The sequence below is a fragment of the Nocardioides sp. NPDC059952 genome, from assembly GCF_042730435.1.
GTDB lineage: Bacteria > Actinomycetota > Actinomycetes > Propionibacteriales > Nocardioidaceae > Nocardioides.
Genome location: NZ_JBHWLY010000015.1, coordinates 19,713 through 44,778, shown reverse-complemented (window position 1 = coordinate 44,778; position 25,066 = coordinate 19,713). Strand labels below are relative to the sequence as shown.

Below are 25,066 nucleotides of genomic sequence, written 5' to 3'. Positions count from 1 at the left end.
CCACGCCCCGTGGCACCATGTGCTGCGTGACCGACGACACCCCTGCCACGGGACTGACCGAGCTGCACGCCCGCCGCTTCCTGACCACGGACGCGGCGCGAGCAGAGAAGGTCGCCCGGTGGCACGCCAAGGGGAGGCGTACGGCTCGGGAGAACATCGCCGATCTGGTCGATCCGGGCTCGTTCGTGGAGTACGGGAGGTTCATCACCGCCGCCCAGGAACGCCGCCGTGACCTGGCCGAGCTCGTCGTCGAGACGCCTGCCGACGGGATCATCGGCGGCACCGCGACCGTCGCCGGGAAGCCGTGCGCGGTGCTGTCCTACGACTACCTGGTGATGGCCGGTACGCAGGGCATGCGCGGGCATCGCAAGTCGGACCGGCTCATCGAGATCATCGCCCGGATGCGGCTGCCGACCGTGTTCTTCACCGAGGGCGGTGGCGGGCGCCCCGGTGACACGGACATCCCGCTCGTCTCGGCGCTCGACGTCGGCTCGTTCGCGCTGTGGGCCGAGCTCGAGGGCGTCGTACCCCGGATCGCCGTCGTCTCAGGCCGCTGCTTCGCCGGCAACGCGGTCCTCGCCGGCTGTGCCGACCTCCGCATCGCGACCCCCGACGCCAACCTCGGCATGGCCGGTCCGGCGATGATCGCCGGCGGTGGGCTGGGCACGTTCTCCCCCGAGGAGATCGGCCCGGCCGACGAGCAGGCCGCCAACGGTGTCATCGACGTGCTCGTCGCCGACGAGGCGGAGGCCGTCGAGGCCGTACGCGGCATCCTCGCCGGTCTCGAACCCGCGCGCGAGCAGGGCGAGGCCGACGACCAGGGCATCCTCCGGACCCTCCTCCCCCACAACGACCGCGAGGTCTTCGACGTACGCCCGGTGGTGGAGGCGCTGGCCGACCTCGACTCGGTGACGTGGCTCCGTGAGGGATTCGCACCCGAGCTCGTCACCGCGTTCACCCGGATCGACGGGATCGCGGTCGGCGTGCTCGCCAACCAGTCGACGCACCTCGCGGGTGCCCTCACCAGCGACGCATCGGTGAAGGCCGCCGACTTCCTCGCACTCTGCGGGCGCTGGGGCCTCCCGGTGGTCTCGCTGGTCGACACCCCGGGGTTCATGGTCGGTCCCGAGGCCGAACGCGGCGGCCTGGTCCGTCATGCGTCCCGGATGGTCGTCGCCGGCGCACAGCTGTCGACCCCGCTGGTCGGGGTGGTCCTGCGCCGTGGCTACGGCCTCGGCGCTCAGGCGATGCTCGGCGGCAGCACCCATCGCCCGCTGCTCACCGTCGCCTGGCCCGACGCCCACCTCGGCCCGATGGGCCTGGAGGGCGCCGTACGTCTCTCCATGGCGGCCGAGCTCGCCACGATGCCCGAGGCGGAGCGCGAGGAGCGGGTCATCGCGCTCACCGAGGAGTACCGCAAGCAGGCCAGCGCGCTCAACGCCGCCCGGATGCTCGAGATCGACGACGTCGTGGACCCCGCCGAGACACGTGCCGTCATCGCCGCCACCCTGCGCCGTGCGGTGACGTAGCCTCCTGCCATCGGGCGGCTCTCGCCTCGGGCGATGGGAGACACGGATGTTCTTCGGCTGGATCTTCGCGGGGATGGGCCTGCTGTTCGCGGGTATCGGGGTGTGGATGGTGGTCTGGTCGATCATCAGCCGGCAACGGCTCTCGTCGTGGACGCCGTGGGAGGCGACGATCCGTGAGATCGAGACGCGGACGACCTCGAGCGGTGAGCACGGGAGCCGTACGCGCCTGGTCGCGCACTACGAGTATCGCGGTCCCGACGGGAGCGAGTATGCGAGCTCGGGAACGCTGCCCGACCGTCGGTTCCGGCTGGACGGCACCGTGCCGCCGCTGAGCATCGTGATCAACCCGCTCGACCCGTCGAAGTCGATGATCGCAGGAACAGGCGGAGGCACCGGCTGTGCGATCGTCTTCGGGGTCGTCTTCGCCGGGATGGGGCTGCTGTTCGCGTCCATCGGCTTCGGGCTCGCCCAGACTCCGATCTGACCGTGCTTCCCGGGCGGCTCAGCTGCGCTGACGACGGGCGAACATGATCAGCAGGGCTCCGCCGGACAGAAGGGCCACGCCGATGGCGACGCCGAGCACGCTCACCGGCGAACCGGTGGCGGGCAGCGTCTCGGAGCCAACGGGCGACGTCGAGACCTCAGGACCCGACGAGTCCGCCGGAGCGGATGGCACGGCGTCGCTCTGCTCGGGCTCGGAAGGAGACTCGGTCGGGGCGGGCTCCGAGGGGCTCTCGCTCGGGGTGGGGTCCGTGGGCGTGGGTTCCGTCGGGGTCGGATCTGTCGGGGTCGGTTCTGTTGGCGTGGGTTCCGTCGGCGACGGGCTGGGTTCCACGTCGCCACAGCTCACCTCGCCGAGGAACAGGTAATGGTGGATCTCACCGCCGCCAGTCGTCAGGGTGTCAGTGAAGATCTGGCCCTCGACCGGCGTGCCGACATCGACGGTCAGGTCGAGCCCGGGGGCGTAGATGGAGCCCGAGACCAGCGTGTCGCCGCCGATGGTGAGCGAGGTGCCCTCGGCGTAGGAGGAGAAGTCGTAGAGGACGTACGGTGCGACGGGGTTGGGCTGGTCGGCGTTGGGACTCTCGGTGCCGGCGAACTGGGGCAGGTCGATCGTCGCGCCGTCGGGCGCGCCGACGACGCGCACGACCAGCGGGGTGTCGGCAGCGAGGGCCGCACCGGTGGTCCGGAGCACGCTGAAGGTGCTGAGCTGGGCGTACGGGATCTCGAGGACGTTGGTCTTGCCCGCCTCGAGGTCGACGGTCATCTCGGCGGCATTGCCGCCCGGGCTGAGCGTGCTCACGTGCACCTCGTCGCTCTCGACGGGGGTGAGCTCGGTCAGACACTCGGTGGCGTCGTCGGAAGAGACCTCGAGGTCGGCGAAGTAGGCGTCGTACGCCCCCGGGGCACCGACACGGGAGGCGGGCTCGCCGCCGTTGTAGAGCTGGTTGGGGTTGTAGATGCCCTGCTCGGTGCCGGAGGGTCCATTGGCGACCCAGATCGCGCCGGCCCCGCGCTCGGTCACCTGCAGGTCGGTGAGGTCGCCGATCTTGACGAACCCGCGCTGGGCGTCGTTGACGTAACCACGGGAGTCGACGGTGACCTCGCCGTTGTTTCCGGGCACGAAGGTGCCGCCGGTCAGCAGGCGCGTGGGGTCACCGGCGACGACGGGGATGTCGTAGTCCGTCGGGGTCAGACCCGAGCTGTGGATGATCGGATACGTGCCGTTCGGGAAACGTACGTCGCCCCCGACCGCGAGGGAGCCCTCCAGCTCGCCGTTGCCCATGGTCGCGTCCGCGGTGGTCACGATCGTGAACAGTCCGTTCACACCCATCGGGTTGAGCGAGCCGGTGGCGGCCGACGCCGGGCCCGCACCGCTGCCGAGAATGCCGGCTCCGAGCGCGAGCCCTGCGACGACAACAGCCGTTGAAACGTATGTTTTCGCCATCAACTGAGCGGTCTCCGATCAATTCATCAATGAACAATCGAAAACCTAACTGATCCGGGTCATCGGATCACGCACCAACGCCACCCTCGGCGTGGGTGTCTCGGACGAGATCGGGCTTCCTAGATCTCCTTCAGCCGCGGCACCAGGTCCACGAGCGAGGTGGTCCACGGAACCGGGTCGACGTACGGCGTCGGCATCAGCCCGACGAGCGTGATGCCCAGAGCGGCGTACTCCTCCATCGACGCCAAGAAGGCGTCCGGGTCCTCGACCGAGGGGCCCTGGAAGAGCATCGTCTTCTCGATCGCGTCGTAGTCGGTGCCGAGGTCGTCGCAGTGGCCGCGCAGCACCTCGAGCTTGTGCCGGACCGTCTCGACGGCCTCGGGGCTGGGAGCGCCGAAGAGGTTGGTGCCCTGGCCGTACTTCGCGACCAGGCGCAGCGTCTTCTTCTCGCCACCACCGCCGATCAGCACCGGGACGGTGCCGTTGACCGGCTGCGGGAGCGAGATCGTCTCGGCGAGCTGGTAGTGCTTGCCCTCGTAGGCGCCGTCGTTCTCCGACCACATCTGGCGGCAGATCTCCAGGGTTTCCTCCAGGCGCTCGAACCGCTCGGCCGTCGGCGGGTACGGCACGCCGAGACCCTGGTGCTCACGCTCGTACCACGCCGCCCCGATGCCCAGCAGCGCCCGGCCACCGGAGAGCCGGTCGAGGGTGGTGACGATCTTGGCGAGCAGCCCCGGGTGGCGGTAGGTCACCCCGGTGACGAGCAGGCTGAGACGCACGTTGTCGGTGATCCCGGCCAGGTAGCCCAGCGTGGTGTAGCCCTCGAGCATCGGCTCGAAGGGGCCGCCGGCCTGCTCCATCTGGAACCAGTGGTCCATGACGGTGAGCAGGTCGACGCCGCCCTCGTCCGCGATGCGGGCCGTCTCGGTCAGCTTGTCGGCCAGCGTGGTCTCCCACTCGGGGTGGGTGAACGTGAAGTAGTGGAGTCCAAGATCCATACCTCAGACGCTATGTCTTCGAGTGCGCTCGAAGACAAGCCCTCAGTCGGGACGGGAATCGTGACGGGCGGTACGTAACGGCGAGCCGACCACGACCACGGCTGCGACGACGAAGAGTGCCACCGCTACCCACAGCGCCGGGCGGAGCCCCAGCAGCTGGGCGACGATCCCGCCGGCCAGCGCGCCCACCACCGCGCAGGTGCGGTTCGCGGACCGGATGGTCGCGTTCATCCGCCCCTGCAGCTCGTCCGGCGTCACGGACTGCCGATAGCCCAGCGAGTTGGCGTTCTCGACCCCCATCCCGAACCCGACGAGCACCTGAGCGGCACCGAGGACGACGGCGCCGGCCACCGTGGGCGGCGCCAGTGCGGCGCATCCCCACGCCACCGGCGCGGCCGCGTAGCCGAGCACCATCGCTCCCCCGGCCCCGAGCCGACGCCCGGCCTTCACGGCGAGCAGCGCTCCGAGCAACCCGCCGACACCGGTGAACGCGAGCACGATGCCGTACGCCACCACCCCGAGCCCCATCTCGCGGAGCGCGAACGGCGCGAACGCCGTCACCGCCACGGCGTTGCCGACGAACCAGATGTGGGTGGAGATCGCGTGCGGGGCGATGGTGCGGTGGCGGTAGATGAAGCGGATGCCGGCGGCGACGTCGCCGAGGACGTCGGCGGGCGTGCTCGGCCGGCGCGGCAGCGCCGGCTCCTCGACGCGTACGCGCGCGTTCATCACCGCCCCGAGCGCGCAGGTCAGCGCGTCGGCGAGGACAGTGAACGGCGCCCCGATGACGGCGACCATCCCGCCGCCCAGCGCCGGCCCGGACGTCAGCGCGACGGTGTCACCCTGGTCGATGCGGGCGTTGGCCGAGAGCAGTGCGCCCCGTGGCACCAGGCGAGGGAGGAAGGACTGCCGAGCCGCCATCTCGAGGACCGAGAGGGCTCCGACCACGAAGAGCACCGCGGCCACCACGGGCAGCGTGAGGGCGTCGACCAGCCAGAGCACCGGGATGGCGAGCAGGGCCACCGCCTGCGCGGCGTTCGACCAGACCAGCATCGGTTTGCGCCGGACCCGGTCGACCAGGACGCCGGCGAAGACTCCGAGGAAGGCGTACGGCAGCACTCTGGCGGCGTTGACGACGCCCACCTCCGCGGGCGTCGCGACCAGGACCTGGACGACGAGCACCTGGATCGCGACGGTCGAGACGGCGGTGCCGAAGGATCCTGTCGTGGAGGCGGTCCAGTAGCGCACGAAGGCGGGATATCGCATCGCCTCGCCGCTCACGCGGCCTCACTCTAGTGACAGCTCCGCGAGGTGCTTGTGGCCCCACTCGCCCAGCGGCTGGAGTGCGGCGATGAGCTCCGCCCCGGCGGGGGTCGGCCGGTAGAGGACCTGAACCGGTGTCGACGGGATCACCTCCCGCACCAGGAAACCGTCGCGCTCGAGCTCTTTGAGGCGGAGGGCGAGCATCCGGTCGGAGATGCCCTCGACGGCGCGGCGGTATTCCCCGAAGCGGCGTGCGCCGGCCACGGACGCGAAGAGGACCGCACCCGACCAGCGTTGCCCGACGCGCTCGAGCGTGCGCTGAAAGATCGCGCACGACCTTCCGTCGATCTGTACGTCATCCACGGTCACTTACTCAGGATAAGTTGCTAATGTGCCAGTTGCAACGTTGTGTCGCGCCACCCAGACTCTGCGGTTGTCGGCTCATCGGGCCGGCCTCGAGATCACCCGCCCAAGCGGGTCAGCCCAAGGAGTACACGCGTGTCCATCGCGTACATCGTCGTCTCGTCCCTGCTCGCCCTCGCCTGCCTGGCCTCCGGAATGGCCAAGGTGACCAGACAGCCGGCCCTGGTCGAGCAGCTGGGTGGGCTCGGCGTCGCCGCCAAGCACGTCCCCCTTCTCGGCACCCTGCTCCTGCTCGGCGCCATCGGCCTCGTCGTCGGTATCTGGGTCGGAGCCCTCGGCGTCGCGGCCGCAGGGGCGCTCGCGCTCTACTTCGTCGGCGCGATCATCACCCATCTGCGTGCCGGCGACGCCAAGGGCTCCGTGCCCACGGTCGCTCTCACCCTCACCTCGGTCGCCGCGCTCGCGCTGGGGCTGCTCTCGCTCTGACCTCGGCGAGGCCCGGGTCAGCGCAGCATCGGCTCCCGCCTGAGGTCACGCTTGTCGAGCTTGGCGTCGTACGTCGCCAGCGGCTTCGCCTTCGACGCGTCGGCCTCGACCGCGGCGGTCGCCACGCCGGCCCACTCCAGGATCCGGGCGGTGGCGAGCTCGCGCTCGTCGGCGACCAGGCCCGCCACGTTGGCACCGTGGTTCATCCCCGGCGCGGTGAAGACGTAGGAGTCGGTCGCCTTCCGACCCGGGCGGAAGCGCTCGGCACCCCACGGGTCGGCCTCGCCGTAGACGAAGAGCATCTGGTGGGCGTGCTTGCGCACCCAGGAGTCGACGTCGCGCATCGCGGACGGGTCGAACCGCATGTCGATGTCACGCGGGACGAAGCTTCGCGGCGGCTGGTAGCCGTAGCGGATCAGGTCGTCCTCGATGTGCGGGAAGCCGATCGTCGGCGCACCGAGCTCGGTGCCGGCCTGGTAGTAGTAGGGCGTGTAGGGGCTCAGACCCTGGTCGGTGTAGAACCCGAAACCCGAGTAGTAGTCGATCGAGTCCCAGATCTCCTGGTCCGTGGCGGTCGCCGCGTCGGCAGGGATGTCGGCGCACTGGCTCGTGCCGGCGTACTGCCAGAAGGCCCAGACGTAGTCGAGCACCACCATCTCGTAGGCAGAGTCCAGGCTGCCCACGGTGTCGAAGGTGTAGCCCTCGGTCTCGGCGAGGTCGGCGTAGGTCGCCTTCAGCGCCTCGCGGCGGACGAGCGCCTCGCGCTGGACGCCGTTGAGGCGGTCGCGGCAGTCCGCGGTGCCGACGGTGGCGAAGAAGTCGTCGTAGGCGGAGTCCTCGCGGTTGACCACGTCGTTGGGCGCGACGTAGGCGACGATGCCGTCCATGTCACGGGGGTAGAACCGCTCGAAGTAGGTGGCGGTCATGCCGCCCTTGGAGCCGCCGGTGGCGAGCCAGTTGGCGGAGTAGATCGGCTTCAGCGCCTTGAAGATGGCGTGCTGGTCGCTGGCGGCCTGCCAGATGTCGAGGTCGTCCCAGTCGGCCGGGTCGGGGCGCGACGGGGTGAAGAACCGGTATTCCATCGAGACCTGGTTGCCGTCGATGATGCGGGTCGGCTCGCTGCGGCCGGGGTTGGTCGAGACGTTGTAGCCGCTGGTCTGGAACACGGTCGGGCGGGCGGTGTCCTTGTGGAGCACGGTGAACCGCTGCTGGAAGGTGTCGCCGTGGGGTTTGCGGTGGTCCACGGGCTGGGTGAAGTTCAGGACGAAGTAGCGGTAGCCGGCGACCGGCTTCTCCTGGATCAGGCTGACGCCGTCGATGGCGAGCAGGCGGTCGAGGATGTCGTCCTCGGCGGCGGTCGCGGGGTTGCCGGGTGTGACGAGGAGCAGGGATACCAGCCCCATCGCCACCAGAAGCCGACTGATCAATGCACGCATGCGGGGTCTCCTTCGGTGCGGGGTCTCGGCAACCTAGCCGACCCACGCGCGGTGCACCTCCGAATTTCGGATGGTCCTTGGGAAGGAAGTCGTACGTCGATGCGTTCGGGTCGACATGACGTTCGATCCGCACGAACTGCTCGCCACCACCCGCCACGGGATCCTGGCCACGATCAAGGCGAACGGGCTGCCACAGCTCTCACCCGTGTGGCAGTTCTACGACCGTGAGCGCGGCGAGATCCTGATCTCCACCCGCGAGGGGCTGGTGAAGACGAAGAACCTCCGCCGCGACGCGCGGGCTGCGCTCGAGGTCGACGGACCCGGCGGGCGGTCCTGGGCGACGGCCGAGGGCACGGTCACGCTGACCGGACCCGGCACCTCACCCGACGGCCCGGAGGTGGAGGCGCTCGTCGACTACTACCGCCGAGGCGCCGGTGAGCACCCCGACTGGGAGGAGTACCGCGAGGTGATGGTCGAGGACCGACGCGTGCTCATCACCATCGCGGTCACCAAGGTCTACGGCGCCGACCTGGGCTGATCTGGGCTGAGCTGGTCAGGGCAGCTCGGGGCCGGCCGAGCGCTCCTCGCTCGGCCGGTCGATGCGATGACGAGTCCGCGGGCGCTACCGACGCGGATTGAACAGCGTGCCGAACCCGGACGAGCCGAGCCCGCACAGCATGATGACCGCTCCGACGATCACGTTGGACGTGATCATCGCGCCGGTCGTGTCGACGCCGCTCATGAGCCACGGCGAGATGATCGCCCAAGCACCCATGAACGGCACGGTCCAGGCCAGACCGTGCGTGCGGCCGAACGCCGACGCGAAGCAGAGCGCCAACAGAGCAACCGTGATACCGACGATCAGGTTGCTGACCATCAGAGGCGACGCCGTGGTGTTGAAGCCCACGATCCACGGCGAGACGGCCAGATAGAGGCCGGCCAGCATCGTGACACCGTCGACCACCTGAGCGGTGGCGGTGGACCCGGTCAGATCGAACCGGTCTCGGAGTGCCGCGATGTCGGGGTGTTCCTGAATGGACAGGTTTTCAGACGACATTTTGATTCACCTCCTCAGCCCCATGCCAAAGGAAGAACGACTGTCCTTGGCCAACATTCTAGGCCCGCGACACAGCAATTGACCCACCCGAAATCACGGCGCCGAACCGCGCGTCGTCGATGGCACCATGGGTGCCATGGACGTCTCGTCGCTGCAGGCCTACTGCCTCACCAAGCCCGGTGCCTGGCCGGACAACCCGTGGGAGCACGAGCACCCGGTGATCAAGGTCGGACCGGATGAGCGCGGCAAGATCTTCGCATTCCTCGGGGCCGCGAAGGTGGGGCTGAAGTGCGGTGCCTCCCGGGAGATCGCCGACGAGTGGCTGCTGCGCTATCCCGACGATGCGACTGTCACCGGATACATCGGACGCTCGGGCTGGAACGACCTGGCCTGGGGCGGTGCGATCCCTGACGAGGAGATCCTGGAGGCGGTCGACGAGTCGTACGCCACGATCGTCTCGAAGCTCCCGAAGAAGCTCCGTCCGGAGGGCTGGGACGCCTGAACCCGGCATGCCGGGCTTGAACGAGGCCGAACTGTGAGGAATGGTGGAGCGGGTACTCCGTACCCAACCATGGAAGATCTCGACATGCTTCAGCTGACCGAGAACGCCACCACCATCGTCCGCTCGATCTCCGAGCAGTCCCAGGGCGCCGGCCTCCGGCTCGCCTCCAACGCAGAACCGGACGGCGCATTGAGCGCCGCCCTCGTCCCGACCGCCGAGGCGGAGGACCAGGTCATCGAGCAGGAGGGCGCGCGGGTCTTCCTCGACCAGGGCGCCGCCGCCGAGCTCGACGACAAGGTCCTCGACGCCGGGATGGACGACTCCGGCAACGTACAGTTCGGGATCTCTCTGCAGGCCTGATCCCGCGCTACGCCGGGGTGTGCCGCATTCGCGGTGCGCCCCGGCGTAGCTGATTTTGGGACTGCGTACGCCGCCAGGCGCGCGTAGTCTCCGGGCATGAGCACCGCCGGCGTACCTGCCTGGTTCCATCTCTTCCTCGACGTCCCGCGTGAGCAGTGGGAGGAGGCGGTCGGCTTCTGGTCGGCGGCGACGGGCTGGGCGCTCTCGGCGCCTCGTGGCGAGGACGGCCAGTTCCTCACCCTCGTGCCGCAGGAGGGCGACGCCTGGCTGAAGATGCAGGCCATCGCCGACACCACACCACGGATCCATCTCGACCTCGACGCCTTCGATCGTGCGGTCGCGGTCGAGCGGTCGGAGTCCTCGGGCGCGAGCCCGGCGTGGACGTACGAGGACGTCCCGGTCATGCGCTCCCCCGGCGGGCTGCTCTTCTGCCACACCCTCCCCGAGGGATCCCACCCGCACTTCGCGCGCTCAGAGCCCGAGCGGGTGCTGGACCAGGTGTGCATCGACATCCCACGCTCGCGCTGGGCGCAGGAGGTGGCGTTCTGGGCAGAGGTCACCGGACGGACTCCCGAGCCGGCCAAGACCCCCGAGTTCGTACGCCTCGCCGACCCCGATCCGCACGGCGGGCTCCGGATCCTTCTGCAGCGGCTCGAGGACGAGGACGGCGAGGTCCGCGCCCATCCCGACCTCGCGGTCGCCCACCGGGCCACGGAGACCTGCCGTCACGAGGCACTCGGCGCCGAGACCGTCGGCGTCTTCGAGTGGTGGACGGTGATGCGGGCGCCGTACGGACAGATCTACTGCCTCACCGATCGTGACCCGGTGACCGGTCGGGTGGCCTAGCCTGGAGGGATGCGACTCGCATCGTTCAACGTCGAGAACCTCTTCGCCCGGCCGAAGGCGATGGACACCGACGAAGCTGACGCTACGACGCGGCGAGCGGTCCTGACCGCCCACTCCCGCGTCTCCACGCTCCTTGCCCAGCCCAGCTATCAGGGCGACGAGCAGGAGATCCTGGACAACCTCGAGAAGCTCGGCCTCCTCAAGAGCGACGAGGGCGAGTTCGCGCGGCTGCGGAAGATGCGCGGCGCGCTGCTCAAACGCCCGCGGTCGGGGCCGGTGCAGCTGGTCGCCAAGGGACGCAACGACTGGGTCGGGTTCGTCGAGCTCAAGACGACCGCCGTCGACGAGATCGCCACGGAGAACACCGCACGCGTCTTCGCCGAGCTGCGGGCCGAGGTCGCGGTGGTCGTCGAGGCCGACGACCGGCCGGGGCTGCACATGTTCTCCCAGACGTTGCTGCCGGAGGTCGGCGCCGAGGCGTACGAGCAGGTGATGGTCGTGGAGGGCAACGACGAGCGCGGCATCGACGTCGGTGTGATGGTCGGCGACGGCTATCGCCTGGTGCAGATCCGCACCCACATCTTCGACCGCGACGAGGAGGGCGTGGTCTTCTCCCGCGACTGCTGCGAGTATCACCTCGATGCTCCCAGCGGCGCGCGGATCGTGGTGCTCGCCAACCACTTCAAGTCCAAGGGCTACTCGGAGAAGGGTGACCGGCAGGGCGCCAAGCGGCGCGGCCGGCAGGCGAAGCGGGTCGCGGAGATCTACCAGGGGCTGCTCGAGGAGGGGATCGAGCACGTCTGCGTCGCCGGCGATCTCAACGACTCCCCCGGAGGCGGGTCGCTGGAGCCGCTGCTGTCGGTCTCCGGGCTCGTGGACGCCAGCGAGCACGCGAACTGGGACTGGAACCACCGCCGCGGGACCTACGGTTCCGGCAACGAGGACGACAAGATCGACTACCTGCTCCTCTCCCCCGCGCTGAGCGCGAAGCAGACCGGTGGCGGCGTCTTCCGCAAGGGCGTGTGGCACGGGCCGCGGACCAAGGACCCCTGGGACCTGTTCCCGACGCTGACCGCGGAGCAGCACGCCGCCTCCGACCATGCCTGTCTCTACGCGGACTTCACCGACCTGTGATCTGAAAGCCTCCCGTACGCTGCTGGGATCTGCGTCAAATAGGGGCCATGTGCCTCGGACACGGACAGCAGCACGGGACTTTTCGGTCGATGAACGGGCCGCTCACGCGGCGTACGGCGCTGGGAGCGGCGGGAGCGGGGCTCCTGCTGGCGTCGATGTCCTCGTCGTTCACGGGTGCGGCGGCCTCGGCGACCGCCCGGGCCGGTGTCGGGGCGAGCCGGATGTCGCGGCTCTCGTCCGGGACCACGCTTGTCCATGCCGACCTGCACAACCACACGCTGATGTCGGACGGCAACGGCGACCCGGACCTCGCCTTCGACTCGATGCGGAGCGCCGGGCTGGACGTCGCGGCGCTCACCGACCATGCCACCGTCTCCGACCACATCCTCGGGGATGCGCTCGCGGGGCTGCTGCCGGCGGCGTACAAGCAGATCGGCGGCATCACCCGCTCGGACTGGGCGCGGACCCGGGATCTGGCCGACGCGGCCAACGCCGACGGCACCTTCACCGCGATCCGTGGCTTCGAGTGGTCGGAGCCGTTGTTGGGTCATATCAACGTGTGGGGAAGCGAGCACTTCACCGACATCGTCGACGTCGGCGCGATGCGGCCGTTCTTCGACTGGCTGATGCGCTCGCCTTCCACGCCGCTGATTGACGGCGGGGCCGATGGGATCGCCGGCTTCAACCATCCCGGGCGCGAGCCGTTCCGGTTCCAGGAGTTCCGCTACGACGCGCGGGCCCGGGAGCGGATGGTGTCGCTGGAGATGTTCAACCGCGGCGACGACTACCTCTTCGAGGGCTTTGCCGACGGCAAGACCTCTCCCCTGTGTCAGTGCCTCAACGCCGGCTGGCGCACCGGGATCAGCGGGGTCACCGACGAGCACGGCACCGACTGGGGCCACCCGGAGGGCAAGGGGCGCACCGGGCTGTGGGTCGCCTCCCACGACCGCGCCGGCGTCTTCGAGGCGATGCGGGCGCGGCGGTTCTTCGCCACGCGCACCTCGGGACTCCGGGTCGACGCGGTGGCCACGCTGGACGGCGTGGAGCACCGGATGGGCTCGGTGGTCCCCGGCCGTGGTGGTGACCTGCGGTTCACCCTCGACCTGGCCCGCGACGAGGAGTGGGTCGGCCGGGAGCTCCACATGCAGGTGCTGCGCCCGGGCCCGTCGGTGCCTGTCGTGGCCGACGTCGTGGCGTTCCGCGTCGGCGACCCGATCTCGGTGACCGTGCCGGTCTCGGTCGACGACGGCGACTGGGTGCTGCTGCGGGTCAGCGACCCGACGCAGGCCAATGCGACCCCGGGCCCGGAGGGCCACCCGTGCAACGACCTGGGCATCGCCTACACGAGCCCGTGGTGGCTGCAGCCCTCAGTTTCCTGAGAAGGCGGCTCGCAGGCTGAAGATGCGCTGAAGGCGGGCGTCCGGGCGGTGGTTGCGGGCCTCGACTGTGGCACGCTGGCGACGTGAACGAGGTTGGGTACGTCGTCGGGCTGGTCGCGGTCTCCGTGGCCGTGCTGGCGCTCGGGGTGTGGTTCGTGCGGCGTGAGATCCGGGACGAGGTCTCGCCGGCGCCGCTGTTGTGGACCGGTTACGGATTGGTCGCGGCGTTCGTCGTCTTCGGCGTCCTGCGCACCTCCTGGGTGGTGCTCTCATGAGGACACGTGCTGACCTGTTGGGCTGGATCGGTCTCGCCGGCCGCCTCTACCTCGGCTTCGTATTCCTCGCCGCCGGGCTGGCCAAGCTGCCCGAGCCGGCGATCACCGAGCAGGCGGTGCGCGGCTACCAGCTGCTGCCGTGGCAGCTGGCCCCGGCGTACGCCATCGCCATGCCGATCGCCGAGATCGTACTCGGCGCGCTGCTGATCCTCGGGCTGTTCACCCGGACGGCGGCGGTGGCGACGGCGCTCGGCCTGTGCTCGTTCCTCGTCGGGATCACCTCGGCGTGGGCGCGCGGGCTCAACATCGACTGCGGCTGCTTCGGTGGCGGCGGCGCCTCGGCCGACCCCGCCTATCTCGCCGACACCCTGCGCGACCTGGGCTGGCTCGCGATCGCGGTCTACCTGATCGTCGTACGCCGCACCAAGCTCTCTCTCGACAACCTGCTGTTCCGGCGGGCTGCTCCCTCTGTCGACGACTACAGCGAGAGCTCGAAGAAGACCGAGTTGGGATCGAGCACGTAGCTGCCGAAAGGCGGGCGCTCGGTGAAGCCGTTGCCCGCGTAGAGGCGCCTGGCGGGAGCATGGAAGTCCTCGCTCCCGGTCTCGAGGAGGATCCGGCGGCCACCAGCGGACCGCGCCTGCTCGATGAGGTGCTGGAGCAGCGCGGTCGCGATGCCGCGGCCGCGGGCATGGGTCGAGGTGCGCATCGACTTCAGCTCGACATCGCCCTCATCCAATGACTTGAGCGCACCGCAGCCGACGAGCTCGGTTCCGTCCCAGGCCGACCAGAACGCGATCTCGGGCACCTTCAGAGCCTCGAGGTCGAGTGCGTGCACCGACTCGGCCGGGCTCACCGCGTACATGTCCTCGAGGTGCTCCTCCAGGAGCCGGATCACCTCGGGACGGGTCAGGTCGTCGAGCTCGAAACGCAGGGAGAGCGCAGGCACGGCTGGAGGTTAGCCGAGCCCTTGCCTCGTCGTGGCGAGCGGGTGCGGTGGGGCAGGTGCAGTATCGCGGCAAGCAACCAAGGTGTGCGATAGTGCGTGGCTCCGATGCTGGCGACGGACGCCGGCGGCATCGCCGCGTGGGGTCCGTCGAGGGATCGTTCGGACCGCTCCCCTAGCATCTGGGCATGCCTTCTCGTGCGCTCCCGGCCGTAGCCGCCGCTGCCCTGCTCCTGACGCTGTCCGCCTGTGGTTCCGACGACGGCGGGTCCGGTTCCGCCGGCGCCGAGGAGAGCAAGGGCCCGAAGTCGAGCGAGTCCAGCGACTGGAAGTCGATCGTGAAGCCCGGCACGACGAGCTGCGACTACACCGAGGACCCGATGGGCGCCTCCAAGGAGGTGGACCAGCCCGAGAAGACCGCGCAGTACACCGGCAAGGTCGCCGCCACCATCAACACCTCCGTCGGCCCGCTCGCGATCACCCTCGACGCCGACAAGGCGCCGTGCACGGTCAACTCGTTCCTCTCGCTGGCCTCGCAGGACTACTACGACGGCACCAGCTGCCACCGCCTCGGCGCCAACCCCGGCTTCGAGCTGCTGCAGTGCGGCGACCCGACCGGCGAGGGCACCGGCGGCCCGGGCTACACGATCCCCGACGAGTTCGAGGACAGCGACACCTTCCCCGCCGGCACCCTTGCGATGGCCAACACCGGTCAGCCCAACTCCGGCGGCAGCCAGTTCTTCATGGTGTTCGGCGACACCCAGCTCCCGCCCGCCTACACCGTCTTCGGCACCCTCGACGAGGCCGCCATCAAGACCCTCCAGGAGGTCGGCGAGGCCGGCGTGGCCGAGGCCGGCCCCGACGGCACCGGCGCCCCCAAGACTCCCGTCGAGTTCGAGAACATCACCGTCGGCTGATCACCTCTCCCCGAGGCGTCAGGCACGTCGGGCGAAGCGTCACTCCGGTCGGCCGAGTCGGCACCTGCGTGCCAACTCGGCCGACGCAGTTGACGCCTCGGCTGATTCAGGCCCGGCGGCGGGGAGGGTCGCGGCGCAGGACCTTGGGGAGGTACGCGGCGCCGGTGCTCTGGGCGGCGGCGGCGTCACCCGGGTTGGAGATGCCGCAGCGCTGCAGGGAGAGGCAGCCACAGCCGATGCAGGAGTCGAGGTTGTCGCGGAGGCGCTCGAGGGCGTGGATCTGCTCCTCGAGGCGTCGGCGCCAGTGCCTGGACATCCGGGCCCAGTCGGCCTTGGTGGGCGTCCGGTCCCCCGGCAGGCAGTCGAGCTCGGCCTTGATCTCGTCCAGCGACAGCCCGACGTTGGCGGCCGCCCTGATGAAGGCGAGGCGGCGCAGGACGCTGCGCTCGAACGTACGCTGTCCCCCGGCCGATCGTTCGGCCTGGATCAGGCCCTGGCTCTCGTAGTAGCGCACCGCGGAGGCCGCATAGCCACTGCGCCGGGTCACCTCGCCCATCGTGAGCAGGTCGTGGGTGTTCATCTCACTCTTTTCTGTCACAGCCCTTGATCTCAAGTTCACTTTAGGTTGAATCCTAGGGGGCATGAACAGATCAGACAACGAAGTAGCCGTCATCACCGGCGGATCCGCGGGGCTAGGACTCGCCCTCGCGACCTCCCTCATCGACAAGGGTTGGAACGTCGTCACCGACGCCCGCGACGCGGACCGTCTCCATGCCGCGCTGCCGGGCAACTCTCGGGTGACGACGCTGAGCGGGGACGTACGCGACCTCGACCATCAGGACGCGATCGCCGCCGCCGTCGCCCGGCACGGACGCCTCGACCTGCTCGTGCACAACGCCAGCGAGCTCGGTCCCATGCTTCCCCTGGCCGAGGTCCCCGAAAGCCTCTTCTCGCGCGTGCTCGAGACGAACCTGCTCGCCCCGCTCACCCTGACCCAGCGACTCCTCCCCTACCTGATCGCCTCGCGCGGGACCCTCGTCGGCATCTCGAGCGACGCGGCGGTGGAGCACTACCCGACCTGGGGAACGTACGCCGCGAGCAAGGCCGCGCTCGACCACCTGATCCTCACCCTCGGCGAGGAGAACGGCATTCGCGCGTACGCCGTCGACCCCGGCGACATGCGTACCGCCATGCACCAGGACGCCTTCCCCGGCGAGGACATCTCCGACCGACCGCTACCGGAATCGGTCGTTCCGCACCTGCTCGCGCTGCTCGCCGGCGACGAGCCGACCGGGCGCTACCGCGCCACCGATCTCGCACAGCTTGGAGCCACCCGATGACGATGCTCGCCGAACGACCGACGACCACCTTCCCGTTTCCCGACGACACCACGGCCCCCGCGCCCGCGGAGTGGCGCGGGCTCGAGCGCGACGGCGTACGCCTCCTGGTGGCGAAACCCGGCGGCGTACGACATGCGCGGTTCCGCAACCTCGCCGACCACCTCTCCCCCGGCGACCTGGTCGTGGTCAACGACTCGGTGACCGAGGCGCGCCAGCTCGATGCCGACATGGTCGGCCGCGGCCGGGTCGTCCTCCACCTCGCTCAGCGTCTCGACACCGGCTGGGCCGTGGAGATCCGCTCGGCTCCGGACGCCTCCCGGTCCGTGCTCGACGCCGCCGAGGGCGACGTGGTCGTGACCGCGGGCCTCCGGGTCACGCTGCGGGAGCCCTACCCCGACGGTCGCGCCTCCTCCCCCACCGGCGAAGGCAACCGGCTGTGGCGCGCCCGGGTCACCGGCGACGTTGCCGCCGAGCTCGAGCATGCCGGCCGCCCGATCGCGTACGGCTATCTCGACCGGCGCTACCCGCTCTCCGCCTACCAGACGATCTTCGGGCACCGCCCCGGGAGCGCCGAGATGCCGTCGGCGGCACGCCCGTTCACCCACCCGTTGGTCACCGAGCTGGTCACCCGCGGGATCCAGATCGCGCCCATCACCCTGCACACCGGCGTCTCCTCCCAGGAGGCCGGCGAGGCCCCCGGCGCGGAGTGGTTCGAGGTCTCCGAGACCACGGCACGGCTGGTGGAGCAGACCAGATACGCCGGTGGCCGCGTCGTCGCGGCCGGCACCACCGTCACCCGAGCCCTCGAGTCGGCGGTCATCCCCGCGACGGGCGCGGTCAGGGCGGCGAGCGGGTGGACCGACCGCGTCATCACACCGGCGAACCCGCCGTACGTCGTCAACGGGCTCATCACCGGCTGGCACGACCCGCAGGCCAGCCATCTGCTCCTGGTCGAGGCGGTCGCCGGCCCCGAGCTCACCCAGGCGGCCTATGACGCCGCCGCCGCTGACGGCTATCTGTGGCACGAGTTCGGCGACTCCGCCCTCCTGCTCCCGTGATCGCCGAGACGGGCTAGGAGAGGGCGCCCTCGCCGTAGGTCACCGGGGTGCCGACGGCGACGGTGCGGCCGACGGTGCACAGCCGGGTCTCGGACTTCTTGATGGCGTCCGGGAGGACCTTGCGGGCGGTATCGCCGGCCTCGCCCTCGGGGAAGGTGATGTCGAAGGTGACCGAGATGTCGACGAGGCGGTTGCCCTGCTCGTCGCGGATCTTGGTGGCCGCCGCGAGTGCCTCGAACGTCTCCATCGGGGACCGCTTGGCGGTGATGAAGTCGACGTCCAGAGCGCTGCAGCCGGCCAGGGCCGCGAGGAGCAGCTCGACCGGTGTGAAGTCGGGGTCGTCGCCGTGGCCGATCACCACGGTGCCGCCGCGCGCGTTGATCGCGCGGAAGCGGTGCTCGCCGATCTTCTCCAGAGATACCGAGCGCTGGTCTGCCGCATCAGAAGTCATGGGGTAAGACTGCCATCCGCCAGTTAGCCTGTGCGACGTGAGCACCCAGAGCCTGCCCCTGCGCCGTGACGAGGCCACCGCCCGTGCCGGACTGCTGAAGATCGAGGACTACGACGTACGCCTCGACCTCGCCTCCAGCGAGGAGACCTTCCACTCGGTGACGACGATCCGGTTCACCTCGAAGGGCGGGCCGACGTTCGTCGATCTGAAGCCGGTCTCGGTCGAGCGGATCGTCCTCAACGGCAGCCCGGTCGACCCGGCCACGCTCGCCAAGGGGCGTCTCCCGATCAGCACGCAGGAAGGCCCGAACGAGCTCGTCGTCGAGGCCACCATGCCGTTCCGCAACGACGGCGAGGGGCTTCACCGCAGCGTCGACCCGGCCGACGGACGGGCCTACGTCTACGGGATGTGCTTCATGGACGCGGCCCCGACGATCTTCGCCTGCTTCGACCAGCCGGACCTGAAGGCGCCCTACATCTTCCACGTCACCGCGCCGCACGACTGGACGGTCATCGGCAACGCGCCGGGGACCCAGACCGAGCCCGGGACCTGGGAGTTCGAGCGGAGCCAGCCGCTCTCGACGTACTTCGTCACTCTCGTCGCCGGTCCGTGGCACATGATCTACGACGAGCACGACGGGATCCCGCTGTCTCTGAGCTCGCGGCAGAGCATCGCCGCCGACCTCGACAAGGACGCCGAGGAGCTCTTCACGATCACCAAGCAGTGCTTCGACGAGTTCCACCGGCTCTTCGGGATCCGCTACCCGTTCGGCAACTATCACCAGGCGTTCGTGCCGGAGTTCAACGCCGGCGCGATGGAGAACCCCGGGTGCGTGACCTTCCGGGACCCGCTGGTCTTCACCTCGCGGGTGACCCGCGGGATGCGGATCCAGCGTGCCACCACGGTCGCCCATGAGATGGCCCACCAGTGGTTCGGCGACCTGGTCACGCCGCAGTGGTGGGACGACCTGTGGCTCAACGAGTCGTTCGCCGAATACATGGGCAACCGGGTGACCGCCGACGTCACCGAGTACGACGACGCCTGGGCCGACATGTCCTACGCGCGCCGCCAGTGGGGTCTGACCGCCGACCAGCGCGGCTCGACGCACTCGGTCGCCGGGAACGGCGCCGAGGATGCCGTCTCGGCGCTGCAGAACTTCGACGGGATCTCCTACTCCAAGGGCTCGGCGATCCTGCGCCAGCTCGCCGCGTCGCTGGGTGACGAGGTCTTCTTCGCGGGCGCGATCGACCACTTCACCAAGCACCGGTTCGGCAACGCGACGATGCACGACCTGTTCGCGTCCTGGGACTCCGCGGCAGCCGAGGCGGGTGTCGAGTTCGACCTGGACACCTTCACCTCCCAGTGGCTGCTCACCGCCGGTCCGGACACGCTGTCGTGGGACCCGGCCAAGATGGTCGTCAACCGCACCGCCCCGTCGCGGCACCCCGCCGACCGCTCCCACACCTTCCGCGCGGCGATCCTCAACGGCACGCAGTGGACCAGCCAGGAGATCACGGTGAGCGGCGACCAGACGCCGCTCCAGGTAGCCGCCAACGCCGTCGTGCTCGACCCCTACGACGACACCTGGGCCTCGGCCATCCCCGACTGGGAGACGGTGCAGGCGCTCAAGGGGGCACTACCGGACGTGACCGACGGCGGCCTGCGCGCCGGAGTGTGGAACAACCTGCGCAGCGCCTGGTTCAACGCCGCGGTCGACCCGGCCGACGTCGTCGACATCGCCGAGGCCTCGCTGCCGGTCGAGGACGTCGAGGACAGCCCGCGGCGCACCATGCCCTGGCTCTTCGGCGCGGTGGTTCCGCTGGCACCCGCCGGGGCGCGCGAGCGGTTGCACGAGGCGGCTCTGCGCAAGCTCGCCGAGGTCGCTCCCGGCTCAGAGCTCCAGCTCTCGGCCTACCGCACGGCGATCCGCTCGGCCACCTCCGAGTCCCTGCTGCGGGAGTGGCTGGCCACTCCCCCGGCCGGGATCGAGACCGACCTCGACCTGCGCTGGCGCATCCTGGCCAAGCTCGCCGAGAACGGGTTCGCGGATCGTTCCGAGCTGCAGGCGGCGTACGACACGGAGCCGGCCAACGAGGCCCGCATCCACCTCAACGGCGCGCTGGTCAGCATTCCCGACGCGGAGGCGAAGGCGTACGGCTGGTCGGTGTTCACCGGCGAGACCGACCTGCCGAACTACGACATCCTGGCAGCCGGGCGGGCGTTCTGGACCGGTCCGGCCGAGCTCACCGCGGGCTACGTCGAGCGCTACTTCGCCGAGCTTCCCGCCACCGCCGAGAAGCGGTCCGGCTGGAGCCTGGCCGAGGCCGCCGAGGCGTTCTTCCCGAGCGGATCGGTGACCGAGGAGACGCTCGCTGCCGCGCGGGCGGTCATCGAGCTGGACCTGGACCCAGGCGTACGCCGTCGGGTCTCCGACGCTGCCGACAACCTGCAGCGTCAGCTGGCGATCAAGGTGACCTATCCCGTGTAGGCGGGCTCCGGCGGTGAGTCGGCGGAGAGAGTGTCGGCGCTGACCGATAGTTTTCGTTTCATGCGGATCCTGCACACCTCCGACTGGCACCTGGGCCGGTCCTTCCACCGGGAGGGCATGCTCGGGCACCAGGCGGCGTACGTCGACCATCTCCTCTCCGTGGTGGAGCAGGGATCGGTCGACGTGGTGTGCGTATCCGGCGACGTCTACGACCGGGCGCTTCCGCAGGTCGACGCGGTGCGGCTGGCCTCGGAGGCGCTCTCCCGGCTCGCGGCCTCGCGGGCGAAGGTCGTCATCACCAGCGGCAACCACGACTCGGCCCAGCGACTGGGCTTCGGGTCCGAGCTGATCGACGCCGCCGGCATCTTCATCCGCACCGACCTGGCCGGGGTCGGGCGCCCGGTGATGCTCCCCGACGAGCACGGCGAGGTGGCCTTCTACGGTCTCCCCTATCTCGATCCCGACGCCGCCAGGGCGTCCTGGGGGTTGGAGTCGCGCTCTCACCAGGCGGCGCTGGGTGAGGCGATGCGACGGGTCCGAGCCGACCTCGACGGTCGGGGTGGCCGCAGCGTGGTGATGGCCCACGCCTTCGTCACCGGCGCCGAGCCCTCCGACTCCGAGCGCGACATCTCCGTCGGTGGCGTCTCGATGGTGCCCGCCAGCCTCTTCGAAGACATCTCCTACGCCGCTCTCGGCCACCTCCACGGCCGCCACACGATCACCGACACGGTGCGCTACAGCGGTTCCCCGCTGGCCTACTCCTTCTCCGAGGCCAACCACCTCAAGGGCTCCTGGCTCATCGACCTCGACGAGTCCGGGTTCGTGGCGAGCGAGTTCGTGGAGGCCCCGGTGCCGCGCGGGCTCGCCAGGCTGCGAGGCACCCTCGAGGAGCTGCTGAGCGACCCGCGCCACGAGGTCCACGAGACCTCCTGGCTGCAGATCACCCTGACCGACCGGATCCGCCCCGCCCAGGCGATGGAGCGCCTGCGCCGTCGCTTCCCGCACACGCTCGTCCTGGGGTTCGAGTCGACCGCGCCGGTCCTGGGTGCCCTGTCCCGGCCCGACCCGTCCCGTCCGCGACGTGACATCGACCTGGTCACCGAGTTCGTCGCCGAGCTTCGCGGCGAGCCCGCGGCCAAGGCCGAGCTCGCGCTGCTGCAGACCGCCGTGGATGCCTGCTGTGAGGACCCTGAGGTCGACTCGCTCGACTCGCGCTCCGGCGACGCCGAGGAAGAGGAGTGGCTCGAGGTGCTCTTCTGATGCGCCTTCACCACCTGGAGGTCACCGCGTTCGGCCCGTTCACGGGCACGGTGAGCGTCGACTTCGACCAGCTCTCCGAAGCGGGGCTCTTCCTGCTCTCCGGCGCCACCGGAGCCGGGAAGACGAGCGTCCTGGACGCGGTCTGCTTCGCGCTCTACGGCGACGTACCGGGCGACCGTTCTGTCGCGAAGCGGTTGCGCAGCGACCGGGCCCCGGCCGAGGTTGCGACCCGGGTCGTCCTGGAGGCGACGCTCGCCCAGCGGCGCTTCCGGATCACCCGCTCCCCCTCGTGGGAGCGGCCCAAGCGGCGTGGCGCCGGCACCACGACCCAGCAGGCCTCGGTCGTGCTCATGGAGCAGGTCGGCGAGGAGTGGCGCACCCTCACCACCCGCCTCGACGAGGCCGGCCACCTGGTCTCGGACCTCCTCGGGATGACGCTGACGCAGTTCGTGCAGGTCGCGATGCTCCCCCAGGGCCGCTTCCAGGCCTTCCTCCGCTCCAGCGCCGAGGAGCGCAAGCGGCTGCTCGAGCGGCTCTTCCGCACCGAGCGCTTCGCCGATGTCGAGCGCTGGCTGCGTGAGCGTCGCGTCGAGCTCCGGCGGCGTTCCGAGGGGCTCAACGCCGGTGTCGCCGAGGTGGTCAGCCGGATCAGCGAGACCGCGGCGGTCACGCTCCCTGACGACTGGGACGTCCACGACCTCGGCCTCCCCGCCGGCGACGGCGCGATCGCCACCTGGGCCCGCGCTCTGGCCGAGGAGGCCACCGAGTCGCAGGCCGTCACCTCCGGCGCCGCGATGGAGGCCCTGGCCGCTGAGTCGGAGACCCTCGCCGCCCTCGACGCCGCCCGCGCGATGGCTGAGAAGCAGCGCGGCCTCCGGGCCGCTGCCGCCGCCGAGAGCCGTCTCGTCGCAGCGGCCGAGGAGCAGGAGGAACGCGTACGCCGCGTCGAGTCCGCTCAGCGTGCCGAGGCGGTGGCCGGGGTCAGCGAGCTCACCGACCAGGCGCGGCGCGAGCACGCCAGGGCCGCCTCGCTCGCCCCGAGCGACCTGACCGTGACCGATGCCAGGTCGGCGGCGGACCGGATCTCTGCCCGGCTCGCGCAGGCCCGCGCCCTGGTGCCGGTCCAGCGGCGTCTGAGCGAGGTCACCCGCGAGCTCGCGTCCACCGGCACCCAACGGGACCGCCTCCTCACCCAGACCCGCGAGCAGGCTCGGCTCGCCGAGGAGCTGCCGCAGCAGGCTGAGGCCCTTGCGGCGGACCTCGCGGCGGCCACCGAGGCCGTCGCGGCCATCCCGGCGCTGCGCGCCCAGGTCACCGCTGTCACCGAGGTCCGCCGGCTGACCCAGGAGCTCCACGACGCCCGAGCCAGGCACGAGTCGGCCAGGGCGGCCGCCATGGAGGCGCGCACCCGCTATCTCGACGTACGCCAGGCCCGGCTGGACGGCATCGCCGCCGAGCTCGCCGGCGCGCTCGCCGTCGGCGCGGACTGCCCGGTGTGCGGGTCCCACGAGCATCCCCACAAAGCCTCCCCCGCCGACGGCGCCCCCGACGCGGCGGCCGAGAAGGGGGCCCAGGCGACCTACGACAACGCCAGCGCCGAGGAGCACGCCCGCGACCAGCACGTGCGCGACCTCACCACCCGTCTGCAGCTCGCCCAGGAGGCTGCCGGAGAGACCGACGAGCCCGCCGGGGCGATGGCCGAGCGGCTGGCTTCGCTGGAGCGCACCGCCGCGCGCGAGGCCGGCCTGCGCGCCGAGCTCGCCGCGGCCGAGGAGACGCGGTCCCGCTCGGCGACGCTCCGTGCCGAGCTCGAGACCCGCACTGCCGAGCTCGAGACCACGCTGCGCCACCTCACCGAAGAGCGCGAGCGTCTCGAGGAGCAGCTGACCGACGTCCGCGGTGACCACCCGGATCTCGACGCCCTGCTCACCACGCTCGAGCGCGACCAGCGCGCGGCGACCACGAGCCTCGAGCGGCTCGAGGCGGCCACCCGTGCCGCCGAAGCGCTCGCCGGCGCCGAGCGCACCCTCACCGCAACCGCGGTCCGGGCAGGCTTCGACACCCCCCGGAGCGCCCTCGCCGCCGCGCTGGCGCCGGAGCGGGTCGCGGCGCTGAACAGCCAGATCAAGACGTACGCCGACAGCCTGGCGGCCGCCCGAGCGACGCTCGACTCCCCCGGCGCCGCCGAGGTCCTGGCCACCGACGAGCCGGACCTGCCGACGCTCGCCACGGCCCACCGCAGTGCCGCCGATGCCGCTGACGCCGCCCGCTCGGCGGCCGACAGCGCCGCCCACCGGGCCGCTCGCCTCGACTCCCTGCAACGCGACCTGTCCGGCGCGCTCTCGACCTGGGCCCCCGTACGCGACGAGCTCGAGGTCGCGGCCCGGATCGCCTCCTTCGCCGAAGGCAAGAGCAGCGACAATCAGCTCCAGATGAGCCTGTCGGCCTACGTCGTCGCCTACCGCCTCACCCAGGTCGTCGCCGCCGCCAACGAGCGGCTGGCGAAGATGAGCGACCAGCGCTACGCCCTGGAGCACTCCGCGGCCAAGGGCGCCGGCGACCGCCGTGGTGGCCTCGCGCTGATGGTCCGCGACGACTGGTCCGGCGAGTCGAGGGACCCGGCCACCCTGTCGGGCGGCGAGACCTTCGTGGTCTCCCTCGCGCTGGCGCTCGGCCTGGCCGACGTGATCATGAACGAAGCCGGCGGCCAGATGCTCGACACGCTCTTCGTCGACGAGGGCTTCGGCTCCTTGGACGCCGACACCCTCGATGACGTACTCGACGTCCTCGACACCCTCCGCGAGGGTGGCCGCATCATCGGCGTGGTCAGCCACGTCACCGAGATGCGGGAGCGCATCCCCACCCAGCTGGCGGTGAGCAAGGGACGCAGCGGGTCGACGTTACGCGTCTGCGACGGCTGACCGACGCCTCGGCGGCGGATGTCCGTCGATCACCCGAAAACCGGAAAGATCTCAGGTCGACTTGGCTGCCCGCGGGAAAACTTAACCGTCGGGCGACAGGTATTACCTC

26 protein-coding genes are annotated in these 25,066 nt (G+C 70.5%); 17 read left to right on the top strand and 9 right to left on the bottom strand.

Annotated elements, in window-relative coordinates; genetic code table 11:
* Positions 1-26: 26 nt before the first annotated feature.
* Positions 27-1,529 (top strand): acyl-CoA carboxylase subunit beta, encoded by a 1,503-nt coding sequence (locus tag ACFV9G_RS09515; protein ID WP_378727106.1) that lies wholly within the window; start codon positions 27-29, stop codon positions 1,527-1,529.
* A gap of 46 nt (positions 1,530-1,575) precedes the next feature.
* On the top strand, positions 1,576-2,013 hold the full coding sequence (locus tag ACFV9G_RS09510) for a DUF3592 domain-containing protein (RefSeq protein WP_378727104.1): 438 nt from the start codon (positions 1,576-1,578) through the stop codon (positions 2,011-2,013).
* Positions 2,014-2,031: 18 nt separating this feature from the next.
* Here ACFV9G_RS09510 and ACFV9G_RS09505 read toward each other — a convergent pair whose 3' ends face one another.
* The 4 genes from ACFV9G_RS09505 to ACFV9G_RS09490 all read right to left on the bottom strand — a co-directional run bounded on the left by ACFV9G_RS09505 (position 2,032) and on the right by ACFV9G_RS09490 (position 6,107).
* A complete protein-coding gene (locus ACFV9G_RS09505) occupies positions 2,032-3,477 on the bottom strand; it encodes a collagen-binding domain-containing protein (RefSeq protein WP_378727102.1) in 1,446 nt (481 codons plus the stop codon).
* Between the two features lie 119 nt (positions 3,478-3,596).
* Positions 3,597-4,475 (bottom strand): LLM class F420-dependent oxidoreductase, encoded by an 879-nt coding sequence (locus ACFV9G_RS09500; RefSeq protein WP_378727100.1) that lies wholly within the window; start codon positions 4,473-4,475, stop codon positions 3,597-3,599.
* Between the two features lie 42 nt (positions 4,476-4,517).
* Positions 4,518-5,756, bottom strand: a complete 1,239-nt coding sequence (locus tag ACFV9G_RS09495) for an MFS transporter (protein ID WP_378727098.1) — start codon at positions 5,754-5,756, stop codon at positions 4,518-4,520.
* A 6-nt stretch (positions 5,757-5,762) separates the two neighbouring features.
* Positions 5,763-6,107: a winged helix-turn-helix transcriptional regulator gene (locus tag ACFV9G_RS09490; RefSeq protein ID WP_378727096.1), complete on the bottom strand. Its 345-nt coding sequence runs from the start codon at positions 6,105-6,107 to the stop codon at positions 5,763-5,765.
* A 129-nt stretch (positions 6,108-6,236) separates the two neighbouring features.
* Between ACFV9G_RS09490 and ACFV9G_RS09485 the strand changes: the two genes are divergently transcribed.
* Positions 6,237-6,587, top strand: a complete 351-nt coding sequence (locus tag ACFV9G_RS09485; protein WP_378727094.1) for a DoxX family protein — start codon at positions 6,237-6,239, stop codon at positions 6,585-6,587.
* Between the two features lie 17 nt (positions 6,588-6,604).
* On the opposite strand, the gene ACFV9G_RS09480 is transcribed toward ACFV9G_RS09485, so the two are convergent.
* Positions 6,605-8,023 carry an aminopeptidase gene (locus ACFV9G_RS09480; protein ID WP_378727092.1) on the bottom strand — a complete coding sequence of 473 codons (1,419 nt, stop codon included), beginning with the start codon at positions 8,021-8,023 and terminating at the stop codon, positions 6,605-6,607.
* A gap of 115 nt (positions 8,024-8,138) precedes the next feature.
* On the opposite strand from ACFV9G_RS09480, the gene ACFV9G_RS09475 reads away from it, so the two are divergent.
* Positions 8,139-8,561 carry a PPOX class F420-dependent oxidoreductase gene (locus ACFV9G_RS09475; protein WP_378727090.1) on the top strand — a complete coding sequence of 141 codons (423 nt, stop codon included), beginning with the start codon at positions 8,139-8,141 and terminating at the stop codon, positions 8,559-8,561.
* Between the two features lie 84 nt (positions 8,562-8,645).
* Here ACFV9G_RS09475 and ACFV9G_RS09470 read toward each other — a convergent pair whose 3' ends face one another.
* On the bottom strand, positions 8,646-8,969 hold the full coding sequence (locus ACFV9G_RS09470; RefSeq protein WP_378727088.1) for an SPW repeat protein: 324 nt from the start codon (positions 8,967-8,969) through the stop codon (positions 8,646-8,648).
* Between the two features lie 247 nt (positions 8,970-9,216).
* Between ACFV9G_RS09470 and ACFV9G_RS09465 the strand changes: the two genes are divergently transcribed.
* The 7 genes from ACFV9G_RS09465 to ACFV9G_RS09435 all read left to right on the top strand — a co-directional run bounded on the left by ACFV9G_RS09465 (position 9,217) and on the right by ACFV9G_RS09435 (position 14,100).
* Positions 9,217-9,582 (top strand): MmcQ/YjbR family DNA-binding protein, encoded by a 366-nt coding sequence (locus ACFV9G_RS09465; RefSeq protein WP_378727086.1) that lies wholly within the window; start codon positions 9,217-9,219, stop codon positions 9,580-9,582.
* 84 nt (positions 9,583-9,666) lie between these two features.
* A complete protein-coding gene (locus ACFV9G_RS09460) occupies positions 9,667-9,942 on the top strand; it encodes a Fe-S cluster assembly protein HesB (RefSeq protein WP_378727084.1) in 276 nt (91 codons plus the stop codon).
* A gap of 96 nt (positions 9,943-10,038) precedes the next feature.
* Positions 10,039-10,788, top strand: coding sequence for a VOC family protein (locus tag ACFV9G_RS09455; protein ID WP_378727082.1), 750 nt, complete (start codon positions 10,039-10,041; stop codon positions 10,786-10,788).
* Positions 10,789-10,797: 9 nt separating this feature from the next.
* The gene (locus ACFV9G_RS09450) at positions 10,798-11,922 is read left to right on the top strand and encodes an endonuclease/exonuclease/phosphatase family protein (protein ID WP_378727080.1); all 1,125 of its coding nucleotides are present in this window, start codon (positions 10,798-10,800) and stop codon (positions 11,920-11,922) included.
* 89 nt (positions 11,923-12,011) lie between these two features.
* On the top strand, positions 12,012-13,301 hold the full coding sequence (locus tag ACFV9G_RS09445; RefSeq protein WP_378727077.1) for a CehA/McbA family metallohydrolase: 1,290 nt from the start codon (positions 12,012-12,014) through the stop codon (positions 13,299-13,301).
* Positions 13,302-13,384: 83 nt separating this feature from the next.
* Positions 13,385-13,576, top strand: a complete 192-nt coding sequence (locus tag ACFV9G_RS09440; RefSeq protein WP_378727075.1) for a hypothetical protein — start codon at positions 13,385-13,387, stop codon at positions 13,574-13,576.
* Positions 13,573-14,100 carry a DoxX family protein gene (locus tag ACFV9G_RS09435; protein ID WP_378727073.1) on the top strand — a complete coding sequence of 176 codons (528 nt, stop codon included), beginning with the start codon at positions 13,573-13,575 and terminating at the stop codon, positions 14,098-14,100. Before ACFV9G_RS09440 ends, ACFV9G_RS09435 begins: the two co-directional genes overlap by 4 nt.
* Here ACFV9G_RS09435 and ACFV9G_RS09430 read toward each other — a convergent pair.
* Positions 14,055-14,525, bottom strand: coding sequence for a GNAT family N-acetyltransferase (locus tag ACFV9G_RS09430; protein WP_378727071.1), 471 nt, complete (start codon positions 14,523-14,525; stop codon positions 14,055-14,057). The two genes, ACFV9G_RS09435 and ACFV9G_RS09430, sit on opposite strands and share 46 nt — an antisense overlap.
* Positions 14,526-14,710: 185 nt before the next feature.
* Between ACFV9G_RS09430 and ACFV9G_RS09425 the strand changes: the two genes are divergently transcribed.
* Positions 14,711-15,439 (top strand): peptidylprolyl isomerase, encoded by a 729-nt coding sequence (locus ACFV9G_RS09425; protein WP_378727069.1) that lies wholly within the window; start codon positions 14,711-14,713, stop codon positions 15,437-15,439.
* A 106-nt stretch (positions 15,440-15,545) separates the two neighbouring features.
* Here ACFV9G_RS09425 and soxR read toward each other — a convergent pair whose 3' ends face one another.
* Positions 15,546-16,019: a redox-sensitive transcriptional activator SoxR gene (soxR, locus tag ACFV9G_RS09420; RefSeq protein ID WP_378727067.1), complete on the bottom strand. Its 474-nt coding sequence runs from the start codon at positions 16,017-16,019 to the stop codon at positions 15,546-15,548.
* A 61-nt stretch (positions 16,020-16,080) separates the two neighbouring features.
* Between soxR and ACFV9G_RS09415 the strand changes: the two genes are divergently transcribed.
* Both ACFV9G_RS09415 and ACFV9G_RS09410 read left to right on the top strand, forming a co-directional pair.
* Entirely contained in the window at positions 16,081-16,779 is a 699-nt protein-coding gene (locus tag ACFV9G_RS09415) for an SDR family oxidoreductase (RefSeq protein WP_378727065.1), read from the top strand.
* Positions 16,776-17,837, top strand: coding sequence for an S-adenosylmethionine:tRNA ribosyltransferase-isomerase (locus ACFV9G_RS09410; protein ID WP_378727063.1), 1,062 nt, complete (start codon positions 16,776-16,778; stop codon positions 17,835-17,837). The genes ACFV9G_RS09415 and ACFV9G_RS09410 overlap by 4 nt, the downstream gene beginning before the upstream one ends.
* A 13-nt stretch (positions 17,838-17,850) precedes the next feature.
* On the opposite strand, the gene ACFV9G_RS09405 is transcribed toward ACFV9G_RS09410, so the two are convergent.
* Entirely contained in the window at positions 17,851-18,288 is a 438-nt protein-coding gene (locus ACFV9G_RS09405; protein WP_378727061.1) for an OsmC family protein, read from the bottom strand.
* A gap of 37 nt (positions 18,289-18,325) precedes the next feature.
* On the opposite strand from ACFV9G_RS09405, the gene pepN reads away from it, so the two are divergent.
* The 3 genes from pepN to ACFV9G_RS09390 are packed head-to-tail and all read left to right on the top strand — an operon-like array spanning position 18,326 to position 24,957.
* Entirely contained in the window at positions 18,326-20,776 is a 2,451-nt protein-coding gene (gene pepN / locus ACFV9G_RS09400) for an aminopeptidase N (RefSeq protein WP_378727059.1), read from the top strand.
* Positions 20,777-20,836: 60 nt separating this feature from the next.
* Entirely contained in the window at positions 20,837-22,036 is a 1,200-nt protein-coding gene (locus ACFV9G_RS09395) for an exonuclease SbcCD subunit D (protein ID WP_378727058.1), read from the top strand.
* The gene (locus ACFV9G_RS09390; protein ID WP_378727056.1) at positions 22,036-24,957 is read left to right on the top strand and encodes an AAA family ATPase; all 2,922 of its coding nucleotides are present in this window, start codon (positions 22,036-22,038) and stop codon (positions 24,955-24,957) included. The genes ACFV9G_RS09395 and ACFV9G_RS09390 overlap by 1 nt, the downstream gene beginning before the upstream one ends.
* Positions 24,958-25,066 lie beyond the last annotated feature (109 nt).